The 16,238-nt window shown below is 67.4% G+C and carries 18 protein-coding genes; 7 read left to right on the plus strand and 11 right to left on the minus strand.

Annotated features, from left to right (window positions below; translation table 11 throughout):
• Window positions 1-92 precede the first annotated feature (92 nt).
• On the minus strand, window positions 93-575 hold the full coding sequence (locus tag A7V84_RS03030; protein ID WP_063492501.1) for an Lrp/AsnC family transcriptional regulator: 483 nt from the start codon (window positions 573-575) through the stop codon (window positions 93-95).
• A 74-nt stretch (window positions 576-649) separates the two neighbouring features.
• Here A7V84_RS03030 and A7V84_RS03035 point away from each other — a divergent pair, with 74 nt between their 5' ends.
• Window positions 650-1,537: an EamA family transporter gene (locus A7V84_RS03035; protein WP_025512693.1), complete on the plus strand. Its 888-nt coding sequence runs from the start codon at window positions 650-652 to the stop codon at window positions 1,535-1,537.
• 7 nt (window positions 1,538-1,544) lie between these two features.
• Here the strand turns inward: A7V84_RS03035 and bioD are convergent, their stop codons facing one another.
• Genes bioD through A7V84_RS03050 form a run of 3 tightly spaced genes read right to left on the minus strand, consistent with a single transcriptional unit; the run spans window position 1,545 to window position 4,752 of the window.
• The gene (gene bioD / locus A7V84_RS03040) at window positions 1,545-2,942 is read right to left on the minus strand and encodes a dethiobiotin synthase (protein WP_033534541.1); all 1,398 of its coding nucleotides are present in this window, start codon (window positions 2,940-2,942) and stop codon (window positions 1,545-1,547) included.
• Window positions 2,942-3,610 (minus strand): alpha/beta fold hydrolase, encoded by a 669-nt coding sequence (locus A7V84_RS03045; RefSeq protein WP_115638866.1) that lies wholly within the window; start codon window positions 3,608-3,610, stop codon window positions 2,942-2,944. Before A7V84_RS03045 ends, bioD begins: the two co-directional genes overlap by 1 nt.
• Complete coding sequence (locus A7V84_RS03050) at window positions 3,598-4,752, minus strand: aminotransferase class I/II-fold pyridoxal phosphate-dependent enzyme (protein WP_025512690.1); 1,155 nt, start codon at window positions 4,750-4,752, stop codon at window positions 3,598-3,600. The genes A7V84_RS03045 and A7V84_RS03050 overlap by 13 nt, the downstream gene beginning before the upstream one ends.
• A gap of 110 nt (window positions 4,753-4,862) precedes the next feature.
• Between A7V84_RS03050 and A7V84_RS03055 the strand changes: the two genes are divergently transcribed.
• The 3 genes from A7V84_RS03055 to A7V84_RS03065 all read left to right on the plus strand — a co-directional run bounded on the left by A7V84_RS03055 (window position 4,863) and on the right by A7V84_RS03065 (window position 7,961).
• Window positions 4,863-6,131: an adenosylmethionine--8-amino-7-oxononanoate transaminase gene (locus tag A7V84_RS03055; protein ID WP_063492500.1), complete on the plus strand. Its 1,269-nt coding sequence runs from the start codon at window positions 4,863-4,865 to the stop codon at window positions 6,129-6,131.
• A 139-nt stretch (window positions 6,132-6,270) separates the two neighbouring features.
• A complete protein-coding gene (locus tag A7V84_RS03060) occupies window positions 6,271-7,203 on the plus strand; it encodes an ABC transporter ATP-binding protein (protein WP_025512688.1) in 933 nt (310 codons plus the stop codon).
• Window positions 7,200-7,961 (plus strand): ABC transporter permease, encoded by a 762-nt coding sequence (locus tag A7V84_RS03065; RefSeq protein WP_025512687.1) that lies wholly within the window; start codon window positions 7,200-7,202, stop codon window positions 7,959-7,961. Before A7V84_RS03060 ends, A7V84_RS03065 begins: the two co-directional genes overlap by 4 nt.
• Here A7V84_RS03065 and A7V84_RS03070 read toward each other — a convergent pair.
• The 5 genes from A7V84_RS03070 to A7V84_RS03090 form a co-directional block, all read right to left on the minus strand.
• The gene (locus A7V84_RS03070) at window positions 7,933-9,048 is read right to left on the minus strand and encodes an AI-2E family transporter (RefSeq protein ID WP_025512686.1); all 1,116 of its coding nucleotides are present in this window, start codon (window positions 9,046-9,048) and stop codon (window positions 7,933-7,935) included. The genes A7V84_RS03065 and A7V84_RS03070 overlap by 29 nt on opposite strands.
• 106 nt (window positions 9,049-9,154) lie before the next feature.
• Entirely contained in the window at window positions 9,155-11,233 is a 2,079-nt protein-coding gene (locus tag A7V84_RS03075) for a putative bifunctional diguanylate cyclase/phosphodiesterase (protein WP_025512685.1), read from the minus strand.
• Between the two features lie 132 nt (window positions 11,234-11,365).
• Window positions 11,366-12,169, minus strand: a complete 804-nt coding sequence (locus A7V84_RS03080; RefSeq protein WP_033534485.1) for an aspartate dehydrogenase — start codon at window positions 12,167-12,169, stop codon at window positions 11,366-11,368.
• A 120-nt stretch (window positions 12,170-12,289) separates the two neighbouring features.
• Window positions 12,290-12,502 (minus strand): YdcH family protein, encoded by a 213-nt coding sequence (locus A7V84_RS03085; protein ID WP_025512683.1) that lies wholly within the window; start codon window positions 12,500-12,502, stop codon window positions 12,290-12,292.
• Window positions 12,503-12,622: 120 nt separating this feature from the next.
• Entirely contained in the window at window positions 12,623-13,483 is an 861-nt protein-coding gene (locus A7V84_RS03090; RefSeq protein ID WP_063492499.1) for a DMT family transporter, read from the minus strand.
• A 455-nt stretch (window positions 13,484-13,938) separates the two neighbouring features.
• Here A7V84_RS03090 and A7V84_RS03095 point away from each other — a divergent pair, with 455 nt between their 5' ends.
• A complete protein-coding gene (locus A7V84_RS03095) occupies window positions 13,939-14,118 on the plus strand; it encodes an oxidoreductase-like domain-containing protein (RefSeq protein WP_025512681.1) in 180 nt (59 codons plus the stop codon).
• A 13-nt stretch (window positions 14,119-14,131) separates the two neighbouring features.
• On the opposite strand, the gene A7V84_RS03100 is transcribed toward A7V84_RS03095, so the two are convergent.
• Complete coding sequence (locus tag A7V84_RS03100; protein WP_033534484.1) at window positions 14,132-14,548, minus strand: copper resistance protein NlpE; 417 nt, start codon at window positions 14,546-14,548, stop codon at window positions 14,132-14,134.
• A 187-nt stretch (window positions 14,549-14,735) separates the two neighbouring features.
• Here A7V84_RS03100 and A7V84_RS03105 point away from each other — a divergent pair, with 187 nt between their 5' ends.
• Complete coding sequence (locus tag A7V84_RS03105; protein ID WP_063492498.1) at window positions 14,736-15,059, plus strand: hypothetical protein; 324 nt, start codon at window positions 14,736-14,738, stop codon at window positions 15,057-15,059.
• Window positions 15,060-15,078: 19 nt separating this feature from the next.
• On the plus strand, window positions 15,079-15,312 hold the full coding sequence (locus A7V84_RS03110; protein WP_025512678.1) for a DUF3820 family protein: 234 nt from the start codon (window positions 15,079-15,081) through the stop codon (window positions 15,310-15,312).
• Here the strand turns inward: A7V84_RS03110 and A7V84_RS03115 are convergent.
• Window positions 15,309-16,190 (minus strand): LysR family transcriptional regulator, encoded by an 882-nt coding sequence (locus tag A7V84_RS03115; protein WP_025512677.1) that lies wholly within the window; start codon window positions 16,188-16,190, stop codon window positions 15,309-15,311. The two genes, A7V84_RS03110 and A7V84_RS03115, sit on opposite strands and share 4 nt — an antisense overlap.
• Between the last annotated feature and the right edge of the window lie 48 nt (window positions 16,191-16,238).

Below are 16,238 nucleotides of genomic sequence, written 5' to 3' on the forward strand. Positions count from 1 at the left end.
GCGCTTCTGCGCCGGCGGTGGCCGCCGCAAGGGCGTTGTGTCGCAAAAAGTGTAGTGCGTATCGCGCCAAAGCGCGACCGCCCGCCCGGTCCTCAGGCCGGCAGCGGCACGTTCAGGCTGGCTTTCAGACAGCCCAGCGCGACCGAGGTGCGAAAGCGCCGGATGTTGTCGTCGCCGCGGAACAGGCGTTCGGTGAGGGCCTCGTAGTCCGCCATGTTGCTTGCGGTGATCACCAGCAGATAATCGGCCTCGCCGGTGATCGGATAGCACTGTTGCACAGCCGGCTCGGCCAGGATGCGCGCGCGCAGCGTCTCGGTATGGCGCGGGTGTTCGTCATGCAGATGCAGCTCGACCAAGAGGGTAAGCGGGCGGCCCAGCAGGGTGGGGTCAAGCACGGCCACTTCGGCGCGGATGACGCCGCTGGCGCGCAGCCGCCGTATGCGGCGCTGAACCGCCGGCGCCGACAGGTGGATGGCGCGCGCGATCTCGCGCTGCGGCACGGTGTTGTCGCGTTGGAGGATGGCGAGAATGGCCAGATCGAAGGAATCCAGCTCGATGGCGGCGGGAGATGGCATCACGAGAGCGAAAATTTCATTCGGACATGTTAAATAGAGCCCAAATAAAAATCGTAACGCAATAAAGTTCCGGCATGTCTACTTCTCGCTACACCGCTTTGCTTCCTCCCCTGGCGATTCTCGGGGCGGTCACGTTTCTGGGTCTGGGGACGTCCTGGGCCAAACAGGTTCTTTTTCCCCTGGTGGGGGCGCAGGGCACCACCGCCTTGCGGGTTGGCTTGTCAGCCATGCTGCTCTTGCTGTTGTGGCGGCCGTGGCGCTGGCGGCTCACGCGCCGCGATCTGCGCATGGTGGCGGCCTATGGCGCCGCGCTGGGCCTGATGAACCTCTGTTTCTATCTGTCGCTGCGCACGATTCCTTTCGGGGTGGCCGTGGCGATCGAGTTTTCCGGGCCGCTCGCAGTGGCCTTGCTGTCTTCGCGCCGCGCCGTCGATTTCGTCTGGGTGGCGCTGGCCATGGCCGGTCTGGGCCTGCTGCTGCCCTTGGGGCATAACGTCAGCACGCTCGATCCGCAAGGCGTCATGCTGGCCTTGATGGCAGCGGTCTGCTGGGCGACCTACATCCTGTTCGGCAAGCGCGTCGGCCATCTGCATGCCGGCCATTCCGTGGCGCTGGGCCTGGCCGTCGCCGCGCTGGTGGTGGTGCCGGTGGGCGTGGCCCATGCCGGCGCCAGCTTGCTCACGCCGGCCGTCCTGCTGGTGGGCCTGGGGGTGGCGGCACTTTCCAGTGCGATTCCCATCTCGCTCGAAATGGTGGCGCTCAAGCGTTTGCCGCAGCAGGCCTTCGGCATCATGATCAGCATGGAGCCGGCCGTGGCGGCGGTGCTGGCGCTGGCTTTGCTGGATGAGTATCTGAGCCTGACCCAATGGCTGGCCATCGGCATGATCGTGGCCGCTTCCATGGGCAGCGCCCTGGGCGCGCCGCGTCCGCCGGCGCCTGCCTCGCCGGCGGTGCCGGCCTGAGCGCGCGTCAGCGCGGGGCGAGCAGGGCGTCCAGCGGCGCGATGGCCTCGGCCTGACGCGCCACGGCGGCGGCGTCGACGCAGTCGAGTTGCGGGATCTCGGCCAGGATGCGGGTCTGGCCGAAGCGTTCTATGGCCAGGCGGTTGCCGGGTGAGGGCGGGCCGCTCATCACGACGCCGAGCACCGGGATCTCGCGCTGGCGCAGCGCCTGCAGACTGAGCAGGGTGTGATTGATGGTGCCCAGGCCGCTTCTGGCGGCCAGCACGACCGGCATGCCCAGCGCGGCGATGTAGTCCAGCATCATGTGCGTGTCGTCGATGGGTACGTACAACCCGCCCGCGCCCTCGATCACCAGGGGGCCGTCGACCACCGGCGGCACCAGCCGGCGGGGATCGATGCGCACCTGCTCCAGCGGCGCCGCGGCCCACGGCGATAACGGGGCCTGCAGGGCATAGGCCGGATCATGGCGGCGCGCGGGCGGCAATTGTGCCAGCTCCGCCACCGTGGCGCTGTCGCCGGGCTCGTCGGCCAGGCCGGTCTGCAGCGGTTTCCAGTAGTGAGCCTGCCAGGCGCGCGCCAGCACGGCGCTCACCAGGGTCTTGCCCACGCCGGTGTCGGTGCCGGTGACGAAGACGCCTTGTGGGCGTTGCCATTGGCCATAGGCGAATTGATAGGTCACTTGGGCTCCTTGTTGTTCGAATCGGTGCATGACGGCGCGCAGTTGCCCGGCGTTCAGGGGGCGGTGGCCGGCGCGCGGCACGGTGGCGCCGATGCCTTTGAGGGCGCGCACGAAATCCAGTCCGTCGCGGTGCTGCTGGCGATGGGCTTGTGCGACCACACTGCCCGGCAGCAGTCCGGCATGGATGCTGTCGGCCGCCGGGTAGGCGGGCGTGCCGGCCCGCAGGCCCAGCCCTTCATGAGCCTGCTGCCACTCGGTGAAGCTGCCGTTGGCCAGGGTGGCCGTCGCCAGCCAGCCACCGGGGCGCAACAGGCGGGCCAGCCGCAGCAGTCCGGCGTTCAGATCGCTGAACCACTGCATGGCCAGACTGGAGCAGATCAGGTCATAGTTGCCGGCCAGACCTCGCGGATGTTCGCCATCCATGACGGCGAAGCGCGCCGATCCCGGTAGCGTCAGGGTGGCGCGCGCCTGGGCCAGCATGTCCGGCGACAGGTCGGTAAGGGTCCAGTCGGCTTCGCCCAGGCTTGCGGCCAGGGCCTGTGACAGCAGGCCGGTGCCGCAGCCGATCTCCAGGATGCGCGGGCGTGGCGGCAGCGGCAGGGCCGCGATGCGGCGCGCCAGGGTTTCAGCGGCATGGCGCTGGGCCTGGGCGTGGCGTTCATAGGTGGGGGCAGCCGTGCCGAAGCGGCGCGCCACGAGGGCCAGGGTGGCGTCGCGGGCTGGCATCAGCGGTCCCATTGCGCCAGGAAACTGCGCAGGAAGTCAGCGCAGGCATCGGCGGCGGCCCAGGGCAGGAGGTGGCCGCCGGTGGGCAGCCATTGCGCTGCGCCGGGCAGCGCGGCTTGCGTCAGGGCAGGCGCAACGATGGCATCGTCGGTGGCCGCCAGCGCCGCCAGAGGGCGGCGCCAGCCTTGCAGGGCGTGGCGTTGATCGTCATCGCGCAGGCGCAGCAGATCGGTGCGCAGCCGCTGCGTGTCCAGCGCGGCTGCGTCCCAGTCTGGCAGCAGCGGGCAGGCCGGGCCGCCAGCGCGCGCCAGGAAGTCTGCCAGTACGGCCTGCGGCTGCCGCGTCAGGCGGGCCAGCATGCGGTCGATCAGCCGGACGGGCGTGCCGGCTTCCCAGCCGGGAGCGGCGCTAAAACGGGGGAAGCTGTTGATCAGGGCCAGGCCCAGGCACTGTGGCGGCGGGTCGGCCAGCAGGCGCATGCCGCCCAGCGAATGGCCGATGGCGATCACCGGGCCGTCCGGAGGGGGCGCGCAGCTTGCGCCGAAGTAGCCGGCCTCGGCCACGGAGTGGGGCCAGTCGGCCAGGCGCTCTCGCAGCGGTTGCCAGATCCGTGCGTCGCAACCCCAGCCATGCACGAAAAACAGGGTGGGGCGGTTCAAGAGCGCCACCCCCGCAGGGCATCGAGCAGCGTGTCGATGTCCGCCTGGCGATGGGCCGCGCTCAGGGCAAAGCGCAGCCGGCTGGTGCCATCCGGCACCGTGGGCGGGCGGATGGCCACAGCCAGCAGCCCGGCCTCCTGCAGCGTCTGGGCCAGCGCCACGGCGCGCGCGGCCTCGCCGACCAGGGCGGGCACGATCTGGGTGGACGAAGCGGCGCTGTCCAGGCCGAGCGTGGTCAGCCCGGCGCGCAGTCGTTCGCCCAGGGCCTGCAGATGCGCGCGTTCGGCGTCCAGCGTGGGCACGAGATCGAGCGCGGCGTCGATGGCGCCCAGCACAGCCGGCGGCAGGGAGGTGGTGTAGATCAGGCCCGAACAGTGATTGACCAGGTAATCGCACAGCGCACGTGAGCCCGCCACATAGGCGCCGAAGCTGCCCATCGCCTTGCTGAACGTCCCCATGATGAGATCCACGCCGCCCGGCGCCAGCCCGGACAGCCCCATGCCTGCCGGGCCGAGCACGCCGGTGGCGTGCGCTTCGTCCAGGTAGAGAAAGGCGTCATGGCGGGCAGCCAGCGCGGCCAGGGCTGCCACGTCGCTGCGGTCGCCATCCATGCTGAAGACGCTTTCGGTAAGGATGAACGGGGTGCCGGGCAGAGCCCGGTCACGCATCAGCAGGGACTCCAGGTGATTGAGGTCGTTGTGGCGGTAGCGGATCTGGCGCTGCCCCGCGCAGCCCTGATGCATGCTGGCGTGGTTGAGCCGATCCGTATAGAGACGCACCGTGCCGCAGGCCTGGAACAGCGCCGGCAGCACGGCCGCGTTGGCTTGCCAGCCCGAAGCCAGCAGCAGGGCGGCCTCGGTTCCCTTGGCGCGCGCCAGCTTGGCTTCGACGCTTTGGTGCTGGGGCAGCGTGCCGGTCACCAGACGCGAGGCCCCGCTGCCGGCCTGGCTGGCCCAGTCGCGCGAGCGCCCGATCAGCGCCGGATGCTGCGACAGGCCGAGATAATCGTTGCTGGAGAAGTTGAGCAGTTCGCGGCCGTTGAGCCGCAGCCGCCCGGGGGCGGCAGGCTCGACCGGACGCAGAACGCGCAACCGGTGGGCAGCTCGCGCGTCATCGAGAGCGCGAAGAAAGAGAGCATCTAGTTTTGACATGGGCCGCTTGCGACGCCGATGAGGCCGGCGCGTCAGGCGCCTGATCATAAAATACGAAGCCCATTGTAGTAGAGCGTGCCCGATCCGGGCCCGCCTTAGCAGGAGTCCGCATGAGTGTTCCCGACTGGATGAGCCAGGGTTATCCGCATATCTGGCTGCCCTATACCCAGATGCAGACGGCTGCGCCGCCTTTGGCCGTGGTCCGTTCCGAAGGCTCGCGCCTGACCCTGGCGGATGGCCGCAGCCTGATCGACGGGGTGGCGTCCTGGTGGACGGCCTGCCACGGCTACAACCACCCGCATATTGCCCAGGCGGTGGCCGCCCAGTTGCAGGCCATGCCCCATGTCATGTTCGGTGGCATGGTGCACGAGCCTGCGCTCAGGCTGGCGCAGCGTCTGGCCGACTGCCTGGGGCCGGGCCTGGACCGGGTGTTTTATACCGACTCGGGATCGGTGGCGGTCGAGGTCGCTATGAAGATGGCCCTGCAGTTCTGGATGAACCAGGGGCGCGCCGAGCGTCGTCGCTTCCTGTCCTTCCGGGGCGGCTACCATGGCGACACCTTCGGCACCATGGCCGTCTGCGATCCCGAGGAGGGCATGCACAGCGCCTTCCGGGGCATGCTGATCGAGCATGTACAGGCCGATCTGCCGCGCGACGAGGCCAGTCTCAAGGCCTTGCGCGCCTGCCTGGAGCGCGAGGCCGCGGGCCTGGCAGGCATCGTGCTCGAACCGCTGGTGCAAGGCGCCGGCGGCATGCTGATGCACGAGCCGCAGGTGCTGCGCGACTTGCGTGCGCTGGCCGATGAGTTCGATCTGCTGCTGATCTTCGATGAGATCTTCACCGGCTTCGGGCGCACCGGCACGATGTTCGCCTTCGAGCAGGCCGGCGTGCGGCCTGACATCATCACGCTGTCCAAGGCCTTGACCGGCGGGACGCTGCCGCTGGCGGCCACGGTCGCCAGCGAGCGCATCTTCGAGGGCTTCCTGTCCGAACAAGCGGGGCATGCCCTGATGCATGGCCCGACCTTCATGGGCAATGCCTTGGCCTGCGCGGCGGCCAACGCTTCGCTGGACCTGTTCGAGCGCGAGCCCCGGCTGGCGCAGGTGCAGGCCATCGAAGCCGGCCTGCGTCAGGGCCTGGCCCCCTGCGCAACCCTGCCCTGGGTGACCGATGTGCGCGTGATGGGGGCGATCGGCGCAGTCGAGTTGCCGGCCATCGTCGATCTGGTCGCGCTCAAGCGGCGCCTGGTCGAGGCAGGGGTGTGGGTGCGGCCTTTCGGGCGTATCGTCTACCTGACGCCGGCCTTCACGATCACACCCGATGAGCTGGCTCAGCTGACCGCTGCGATCTGCCAGGTGCTGGCCCAGGGCGCGCCCTGATATGTCGCGGGGCGGCCCGGGGCCGCCCCGATATTGTCTGGAGCCGATGACAACAGTTGTCGAGCGTCGCGGACGGAATTGGCGTTATCGTAGTTGTTTGACCCGGCGCCAAGCGCCGCATGGATATAGCGAGGTGGCCGTGCACGGCGAAAGCGTCATCAGCGTCCAGAACCTGTCCAAGGTCTACGCATCGGGCCATCAGGCCCTCAAGAACATCAACCTGGAAATCCGACGCGGCGAGATCTTCGCGCTGCTGGGCCCCAACGGGGCGGGCAAGACCACGCTGATCAGCATCATCTGCGGCATCGTCAACGCCAGCAGCGGCAGCGTGCAGGCCGACGGGCATGACATCGTGCGCGATTACCGCGCCGCGCGCCGCAGCATCGGGCTGGTGCCGCAGGAGCTCACGACCGACGCCTTTGAAACCGTCTGGAGCACCGTCAATTTCAGCCGCGGGCTGTTCGGCAAGCCGGCCAATCCGGCGCTGGTCGAGCAGATCCTGCGCGAGCTCTCGCTCTGGGACAAGAAAGACAGCCGCATCATGGCGCTCTCCGGCGGCATGAAGCGGCGCGTCATGATCGCCAAGGCGCTGTCGCACGAGCCGCGCATCCTGTTTCTTGACGAACCGACGGCGGGCGTCGATGTGGAACTGCGCCGGGGCATGTGGGATATGGTGAGACGCCTGCGCGAGCAGGGCGTGACCATCATTCTCACCACGCACTACATCGAGGAGGCCCAGGAGATGGCGGACCGGGTGGGTGTGATCCGCAAGGGCGAGATCATTCTGGTCGAACAGACGCAGACGCTCATGCGCAAGCTGGGCAAGAAACAGCTCACGTTGTCGCTGAACGCGCCGCTGGCCGCGCTGCCGGCTTCGCTGGCCGGCTACGAACTGTCGCTCGACGATGAAGGCCGCCAGCTGAGCTATACCTACGAGGCCTTGGCCGGCGGCGAGACCGTGCAGCCGCTGCTGCGCGAGCTCGACGCCCTGGGCATCGGTTTCCACGACCTGCAGTCCTCCGAAAGCACGCTGGAGGAGATTTTTGTCAGCCTGGTGAGCACGCAATCATGAACTGGTACGCCATCCGCGCCATCTTTCTGTTCGAAATGGCCCGCATGCGGCGCACGCTGATGCAGAGCGTGGCCTCGCCGGTCATCTCGACTTCGCTGTATTTCGTGGTATTCGGCTCGGCCATCGGATCGCACATGGTGCAGATCGACGGCGTGAGCTATGGCGCTTTCATCGTGCCCGGCATGATCATGCTCGCGCTGCTGACCCAGAGCGTGGCCAACGCCTCCTTCGGCATCTACATGCCGCGCTTCTCGGGCACGATCTACGAGATCCACTCCGCGCCGATCTCGTATGCCGAAATCGTGATCGGCTACGTGGGGGCGGCGGCCAGCAAATCGATCCTGCTGGGCCTGATCATGCTGGTGACCGCCAGGCTGTTCGTGGCCTATGAAATCCAGCACCCGGTCTGGATGCTGGCATTTCTGGTGTTCACGGCCGTGACGTTCAGCCTGTTCGGTTTCATCATCGGTATCTGGGCCGACGGCTTCGAGAAGCTGCAGATCATCCCGCTGATGGTGATCACGCCCCTGACCTTCCTGGGCGGCACCTTCTACTCCATCCAGATGCTGCCCCCGTTCTGGCAGACCGTGATGCTGTTCAACCCGGTGGTCTACCTGGTGAGCGGATTCCGCTGGAGCTTCTTCGGCGTGGCCGACGTAAACGTTGCCGTGAGCGTGGGCATGACGCTGGCCTTCATGGTGGCCTGCCTGTTGACGATACGCTGGATCTTCAAGACGGGGTATCGTTTGAAGACGTGACCTCGTCGCGCACCATCGGGTCCTTGATCCACTGCACGAACAGCACGTAGCCCAGCGCAAAGCCGACCGGCCCCAGGAACAACCCCACCAGGCCGGCGGCCAGCATGCCGCCCAGGGCGCCGATCAGAATGATCGGCATCGGGATGCTCATGCCGCGCGCCAGCATCAGGGGCTTGAGCACGTTGTCCAGCAGGCCCACCATCGCGCACCAGATGGCAAAGACCACGCCGATCGGCGTGCTGTTGTGCAGAAAGACGTAAATGGCGGCCGGCACCAGCACGATCAGGATGGGCAGCTGGATGATGCACACGATGACCGCGATCACCGCCAGGATGCCGGCGCCGGGCACGCCGACCACCAGCATGCCCAGCCCGCCCAGCGCCGCCTGGATCAGCGCCACGCCGATCACGCCCTGGGCCACCGCGCGCACCGTGGACATCATCAGGTCAACCATTTCGTGGCCGCGTTGCGGCCCGGCGATGCGCCCGGCAATGGCATCGGCCATCCTCTTGCTGGAGTGACCGTAGATCAGCACCAGCCCGGCAATGGCGATGGCAGCCAGAAAGACCATGAACTCCATGCCCGCAGTGGTGACGCTGTTGAAGAGCCAGCCGGCCGCGCCGGTCAGCATGGGCTGCAGGGGTTTGAGGGCCGCCTCCAGGTTCTGGGTGGCAAGCAACCAGGCCTGATGCAGCCGGGTGCCCACCAGCGGCAGTTCCGACACAAAGGCCGGCGGGTCGGGGATGCGCAGCAGTGGCGGGCCTTCGCCATGGCTCAGCAAGTGCGGCAGGGTTTCGATCAGTGAGCGGGCCAGCAGCACACCGGGCACGATGAAGGCCAACAGCATCAGCAGCACCAGCAGCAAAGCGGAGAGCTTGGGCCGTCCGCCCAGCCAGCGGGTCAGGTGGCGATGGGTGGGCGCCAGCGTCACGGCCAGGATGATGGACCACAGCAACAGGCCGATGAAGGGTTCGGCCACGCGATAGCACCAGTAGGCCAGGCCGCCGATCAGGCTGACCCGGATGATCAGATCCAGCAGGCTGCGGGAAAGCAACTGTTGAAAATCGATATCGGGGCGCAGGGGCATGATGGCAGGTGTCTTCCGGGAGCAGAAAGATGAAAGCGCCGCCCGAAGCGGCGGCGTTCATTCTTGTAGCGGATCGCGCCGCGGGCGGCAAGCGCCGGCCCGGCGCTCAGGAGGCGCTGGCTTGCAGAAAGTCGGCGCGCAGGAAGTCCTGGGCGGGCAGCGGACGGCCCAGCAGGAAGCCTTGCAACGAGTTGCAGCCCAGATGAGTCAGGAAATCCTGCTGGGCGACCGTCTCCACGCCTTCGGCCACGATCTTCAGGTTGAGCCGCTGGCCCAGAGCAATGATGGCCGAGACGATGGCGGCGTCTTCCTTGTCGTGTTCGAGCTGCTGGATGAAGCCCCGGTCTATCTTGAGTTCGTTGGCCGGCAGGCGCTTGAGATACAGCAGGCTGGAGTAGCCGGTGCCGAAATCGTCGATCGAGATGGAAACGCCCAGCGCGGCCAGGTCGCGCAGCACGGTCAGGCTGGCTTCGGCATCGCGCATGGCGGTGCTTTCGGTAATTTCGATCGCCAGGCAACTGGCCGGCAGCAGGTGGCGTTCCAGGGTGTCGCGGATGATGTCGATGAGGCCCGGTTGGGAAAACTGCGTGGCCGACAGGTTCACCGCCATGGTCCAGTCGGTGTGCCCGATGTCCCGCCACAGCCGCATCTGGCGGCAGGCTTCGTCCAGCACCCACTCGCCGATGGAGAAGATCAGGCCGGTGCGTTCGGCAATGGGGATGAACTCGGCCGGGGCGAGCAGGCCGCGCCGGGGGTGATTCCAGCGCAGCAAGGCTTCGGCTCCGGTGATGGGGCCGCAGGCCAGGAACTTGGGCTGGTAGTGCAGCACCAGTTCGCCGCGTGCACGCGCCTGGCGCAGATCCTGCAGCAGTTGCAGCTGCTCGCGCGCATCTTCGTTCATGGCCGGCTCGAAGTAGCTGAAACGGCGTTGGCTGCCCTGGCGTTTGGCGTGGTACATGGCGGCATCGGCGTGGGTCAGCAGGGTATGGGCGTCACGCCCGTCCTGGGGATACATCGCGATGCCCACGCTGGCCGTGACGGCCAGCGGATGGCCTTCGATGAGGGCTTCTTCGGAGAGTGCGTCGATCAGGCGTTCGGCCAGGTCTGCCGCATCGGCCGGCTCGATGACCCGGGCCAGCACGATGAACTCGTCGCCGCCCAGGCGCGCCACCGTGTCGTGGGCCTCAAGGACGCGCTCACGGATGCGGCGCGCCAGTTCGCGCAGCAGGGCGTCGCCGCTCTGGTGGCCGAAGGCGTCGTTGACCGCCTTGAAGCCGTCCAGGTCGATGAACAACACGGCAAAGCCCGTGCCCTGTGCCTGGCCCCGCGAGATGGCCTGATTCAGGCGCTCATCGAGCAGGGCGCGGTTGGGAAGGTTGGTCAGTGGGTCATGCAGCGCGAGGTGCAGCAGCTCCTGGTTGGCGCGCGCCAGCGATGTGGTCAGGGCCGAGGTCCGTGCTTCCAGGCGGCTGTCCAGCACCGCGACCACCAGGGCGATGGCCAGCACGCATAGCGTGACGGCGGTCACGCCGATGGCCAGCCAGCCGGCGCTGATGCCATGCAGCGCTGCCAGGCAGGTGCTGCCGTCGGCAAAGCGCGCAGCCGCCATGCCGGTGTAGTGCATGCCCACGATGGCCAGCCCCATCACCACGGCCGCGCCGCTGCGGTAGCCGGCCGCGCCCGGACGGTTGTGGCGCAGTGCATGGGCCATCCAGAGCGCCGCACCCGAGGCCAGCACGGCCACGACCACCGACAGCGCAAACAAGCCGGGCGCATAGTCGATGGCTGGATGCATGCGCATGGCTTCCATGCCGATGTAGTGCATGGCGGCGATGCCGCAGCCCATGAGCAGCGCGGCCCCGGCCAGATGCAGGCGTGGCAGCGCGGCGCGCGTGACGACCCAGAGCGCGAAGGCCGAGCAGGCGATGGCGATCAGCAGTGACAGCAGGGTGAGCGCCGGGTCGTAGCCCAGCACGATGGGCAGGCTGAAGGCCAGCATGCCGACGAAATGCATGGACCAGATGCCCAGACCCATGGCACAGGCGCCGCCCAGCAGCCACAGGCGGGCGGCAAGCCCGCTTGCGGCGTTGACCCGGCTTGCCATGCCCAGTGCGGTGTAGGAGGCCAGGATGGCCACCCCCAGCGAGGTCAGCACCAAGGTCGGATCGTAGTTGCCAGCGAGCATGCACAGGACTCCGGAATGTCGGTTGGCGGCTGCGGCGCGGGACGCGCCGCTGTAGAGCCTGGGGCCGGACCCCCAACAAGCGAAGCGTATCCGATTTTTTCAATTGTTGTTGGATGTAGCCTCGTGCGCCGCTCACGTCCCCACGCGCAGGGGGGCGGTGAGTTTGCGCAGCGCGGCGATGGCGCTCAGTGCGGTGATGCGGCCGGTCTTGGGATTTTCCGAAGGGATGTTGCGGATCTCCATGGCGAAGCTGGCCGAGTCGGACTCCACTTCGACGCGGTGCACGTTGCGCGTCACGCCCGGGTCGGCCCAGATTTCCAGGGTGCTGCGGTCCGGACCGATGCCGGCCAGCGCGACGCTCACGGCAACGTTCAGGTTGGCCGGGAACCCCTCGGCGGCTTCGCGCGGAGAGCCCCGGAAGATCAGCGTGGGCCCGGTGATGGCGTTCACGTCGATCCGGTGCTGCTCCAGGTAGGGCGCGCCGCTCAGGCCGCGCGGCGGCTTGCGGGTGATCATGGTGACCGAATGGATCTCGCCCTGGGCGGCTGCCGTGATGGCATCGAGCCCCAGGATGGCGCCCGATGCGACAAGGATCTGGCCGCCATGCGCCTGGGCCACCCCGATCAGGTCTTCGTTGCGCAGCAGCGCCCCGGCGCTCAGGACCAGCAGCTTTTTGCCGGCGCGCAGCGTCGGTTCGGCCACCTCGCGAAAGACCTGGGCGGGGGCGGCCTCGACCACGATGTCGCAATGCGCGGCCAATGCTCCCAGGGTCGTGAACAGGGGGCGCGGGCCTTGCCATGTCCGATCCTGGTAGCGCTGCGGATCGCGCACGGCAATGGCCGCCAGTTCCAGGCCGGGCAGGCCGCGGTCCAGGGCCTGTGCCACGGCGCTGCCGATTGCGCCGAAACCGGCGATACCAACTTTCAGGGGGTGCATGCTTGTCCTTCAGGAACGGCTTAATCAGGGGCCAGATACTAGGACAAGGCGGAGGTTCTGCCTACCCGCAGGCAGCAGGAGGGGGCGGGCCAGTGACAGACCGGCCCGGCAGGGGAGGGGTCAGCCAGTGGATTTGAGGATGGCGTAGAGCTGATCCTTCAGGTGGAGCTTTTCTTTCTTGAGCTTTTCGATCTCGATGGGGCTGGCGGCTTCGCGGCCGGCTTCCATGTTGAGGATGCGCTGATCAAGATCGTTGTGCTTGTCGAACAGCCGCGCAAAATGCGCGTTGTCGGTCTTGAGACGGGAAATCTGCTCGCGATACTCAGGGAACATACAAGGGACCTCCGTGGTGAGTGACCGCGCCCGAGCGGACGCGGTGGAAATGCCGGTGCCTCGAGTTGATTCCAGTATAGCGGGCGGCAGGCCAGGCCTCCAGCCCGCTATCGGGGGTTTTCAGCGGGGGGATCCCTGCGTCACGAGGGCCAGGCCGCCAAGAATCGCCGCCATGCCCGCCACAGCCAGGCCGCTGAGCGCCTGGCCGAGCAGCAGGTAGTCCAGCAAGGCGGTGCCGACCGGTACAAGGTAGAAGAGACTGGTCACGTTGACCAGATCGCCGCCCTGAATGAGACGGTAGAACAGTAGCGTTGCCCCGACCGAGATCCCCAGGCCCAGCCATAGCAGCAGGCCCAGCGAGGCCGCATTGAACGTGAAGGCCAGCGCTTGTGTCGGCGCCAGCGCCAGGCACAGCAGCAGACCGACGGCGTATTGCAGCGGCAGCACGTCCAAGGGCGCCTGGGTCACTTTCTTCTGCAGCAACGCACCCAGCGTGATGCAGGCAAGCGAGGTCAGGGCGAAAGCGATGCCCAGCCAGCCCAGCCCCTGCAGATGCAGGCCCTGCCACACCACCAGCATCAGCCCGCCCAGGGCCAGCAGCAGTCCGGCCAGCCTGCGTGGCGACAGGTGGCGATGCACGGCCAGCAAGGTGAGCAAAGGCTGAATGCCCAGAATGGTGGCCAGTACGCCTGGGGCCACGCCATGTTCCAGCGCCAGCAGATAGCAGACCGTATAGCCGCCCAGCAGCGTCAGGCCGATGAGCGCGGTCAGCAGGCGCGTGCCCGGCGCTGGCAGCCAGCGGCGCCGGGCGGTCGCCAGCGCGGCCAATACGAGGAAGGCCAGGCCCATGCGCAGCAACAGAAAGGCAAAGGGCGAGGCATACAGCAAGGCCAGTTTGGAGGTGATGGCTCCGCTGCTCCAGAGCAGCACGAACAGCGTCGTGGCGCCATGGGCGCGGCACGAGCGTAGATGAATAGACATGAAAAATCCTGTCGAAAGACGCAAACGTCCCCCGCAGCGCGCCGGTGGCGCGAATACGTTCGTTACGGGGGAAAGGCAGGCAGCGCGCAGCGGCGCCGCAGACTCAGTGCTGAGCGACGACCGCAGCGACCACGACTTGCGGGGGCGAGACTGCGGCGACGATGGCAAGCACCGTTGCGTGGACAGGAGACACCGTTCGCACGCAGGTCAGCGCGGCGCGGGAGCGCAGCGTGCTGACAGGCGGGTGGTGCGAAAACGGCATGGTGTGAGGGATCTCTATAGCGCGCCGCCAGGCAAAAGTGCCGCAGCGCAAGTGGAAATTCTAGGGTATTTGTCTGACATCGTCAAAACGCAGAGGTGCCCGCGCCCGCTTTCCCGGCCTGGGGCAGGGATTAGGGAATGCGGCGCATTTGCGGGACAATGCCGCCGTCTTTCATCTGTTGCAGGATTTTCTGATGTCCCAGGCCGACTATCCGGATGACCCCCGGCCCCAGGCGCCGCAGGCGCCGGGCCCGAACGAATGCTGCCAGAGCGGCTGCATCCCCTGTGTCTACGATATGTACGACGAGGCCATGGGAGAGTATCGGGAGGCGCTGAAAGCCTGGCTGGAGCGCCATCCCGAAGCGGCTGCCTGAGCTGCTTGTCAGGTCAGGGCGCGACGCGCTTTAGCACGTAGAAGTCGGCCAGGGCGCCGGTGATGACCTGGCCTTCCTGGTCGAGCATCGTCAACTGGTTTTCGCCCACGCGCCAGCGGGTCTCTTCGCCTTCGAGGAAGATGGAGCCGTTGTCGGGCAGCCAGCGGAAATTGCCGCGCGTGACCTCCGGCTTGGCCTGACGGTCCTCGTAGAGCGTGCTTTGCTCATACGTTTCATTGCTGTTGAGCGTGAGCTTGATGCGGATGCCGGGGCAGTCCGCGCAGGGCAGGGTGCCGGCGTAGCTGCCGGCCCAGTCGACCGAGGTGCGCGAGGTGTGCATGTCGGGCGGGGGAGCCGGCACCGTGTTCGAGGGGGCCGAGCACGCGCCCAGGAGTACGGTCATGGCGAGCGGGGCGAGAACTTTGAACATGGGATCTCCGTGGGTGAAGGAATACGCTCCGCAACCTTAGCGGGAAGGGGGGGCGGATCGTATTCGGAAACGTAACACGAGGTGAGGTTTTCTGTTGCGCTGGCCTGTATGGATCAGGCCCGCAGTAGGATACGCGCTTGGGCAGCCAGCGCGCCGGACGGTCCGGGGCCATCTGCCAGGAGGCATCATGACGTTCATTTCCCGTGCCGCGTTGCTGGCGGCCCTGTGTTTTGCGGCGGGCGCGCAGGCGCAGACCGCGTCTGCGCAGACCGACTTTCCCGGGTCGCAGCCCCCGCATTCCTCGCATTGGTCGCCACCGTCGACCCTGCGCATGACGGTCGAGCCGGCGCCTGCGGCCGCAGCGCCGTTGCGGGACACGCCCGAGAGCATTGCCGAGTACCAGCGTTGTCGTGCGGTGTCTGACCGTGCGGCGGTGTCCAATCAGCAGCGCACCGCCGGTGTGCAGGCCTGCCTGAGCGAATTGCAGCAGCGCCGCGAAATGGCGCAATGAGGCAGGGTGGAGGCGGGCGGTGGATCCTGAACTTCTGATGCGGCTGGTCGAGCGCGAAATGCCTTTCGGCAAGTACCAGGGCCGACGCATTGCCGACCTGCCCGGACACTACCTGACCTGGTTTGCGCGCAACGGATTCCCCAAGGGGGAAATCGGCCGGCTGCTTGCGCTGATGCACGAGCTGGATCACAACGGCCTGCGTGAACTGCTGGCGCCGCTGCGCCAGATGGCCGGCGGCAAGCCGCCCGGCTAGGCGCGCAGGGCCTGCACGAGAGCCTGCACGTAGCCGGGTGCGGCAGCCAGGTCGCGCACGCACAGCATCAGCCGCCGGTCAGCCCAGGGGTCGCTCAGCGGCAGGCGGCACACGCGTGGGCCTAAACGCAGGCGGCGCGCGCTGGATTGCGGGATGACCGCTACGCCCAGCCCATGCTCGACCATGCGCGCGATGGCGGAAAATGCACGCATGCGCACCCGGATGCGCATCTGCCGGCCGGCCCGCGCGGCCTGATCATCCAGATAGCCCGACAGCGCACTGCTGGCCTCCAGCGCGATGTAATCGTAGTCCAGCGTCTCGGCGAACCGCAGCGAGGTGCGCTGCGCCAGCGCATGGCCGGCCGGCGCGATCAGCTCCAGCTTGTCGGGTCGGAACGGCAGGGCGTCCATGCCGCTCAGGTCCACGGCATCGGAGACGATGCCGACGTCGGCCGCGCCTTGCGCCAGAGCGGGGACGATGCGATGGCTCAATTGCTCCTGGATGTCGACGTCCACATTGGGGTGGGCATTCAGGAAGGCCGCCAAGGGGTCGGGCAGGAACTCCGCGATCGCGGCGGTGTTGCACAGCAGGCGGATGCGACCCTTGAAACCCAGCGCATATTCGCCCAGGTCTTCCTGCATGTGGGCCACCTGCTGCAGAAGCAGCCGGGCATGGTGGGTGAGAGCCAGCCCGGCCGGCGTGAGCGTGACGCCGCGCCGCTTGCGGTTAAAGAGCGGCGTGCCCAGCGAGGCCTCCATGCCGCGCAGCCTGGCGCTGGCCGAGGGCAGCGCCAGGTGGCTGGCCGCCGCGCCGGCGGTGATGCTCCCCCGTTCGCAGATATGCAGGAAAAGCTTCAGGTCGGTCAGATCGAAGTGCATGCGCAGGCTCTGTCAAAAACGAAGGCTGGGTCAGTGTATTCCGCATTT

Source organism: Bordetella trematum, from assembly GCF_900078335.1.
Taxonomy (GTDB): domain Bacteria; phylum Pseudomonadota; class Gammaproteobacteria; order Burkholderiales; family Burkholderiaceae_B; genus Bordetella; species Bordetella trematum.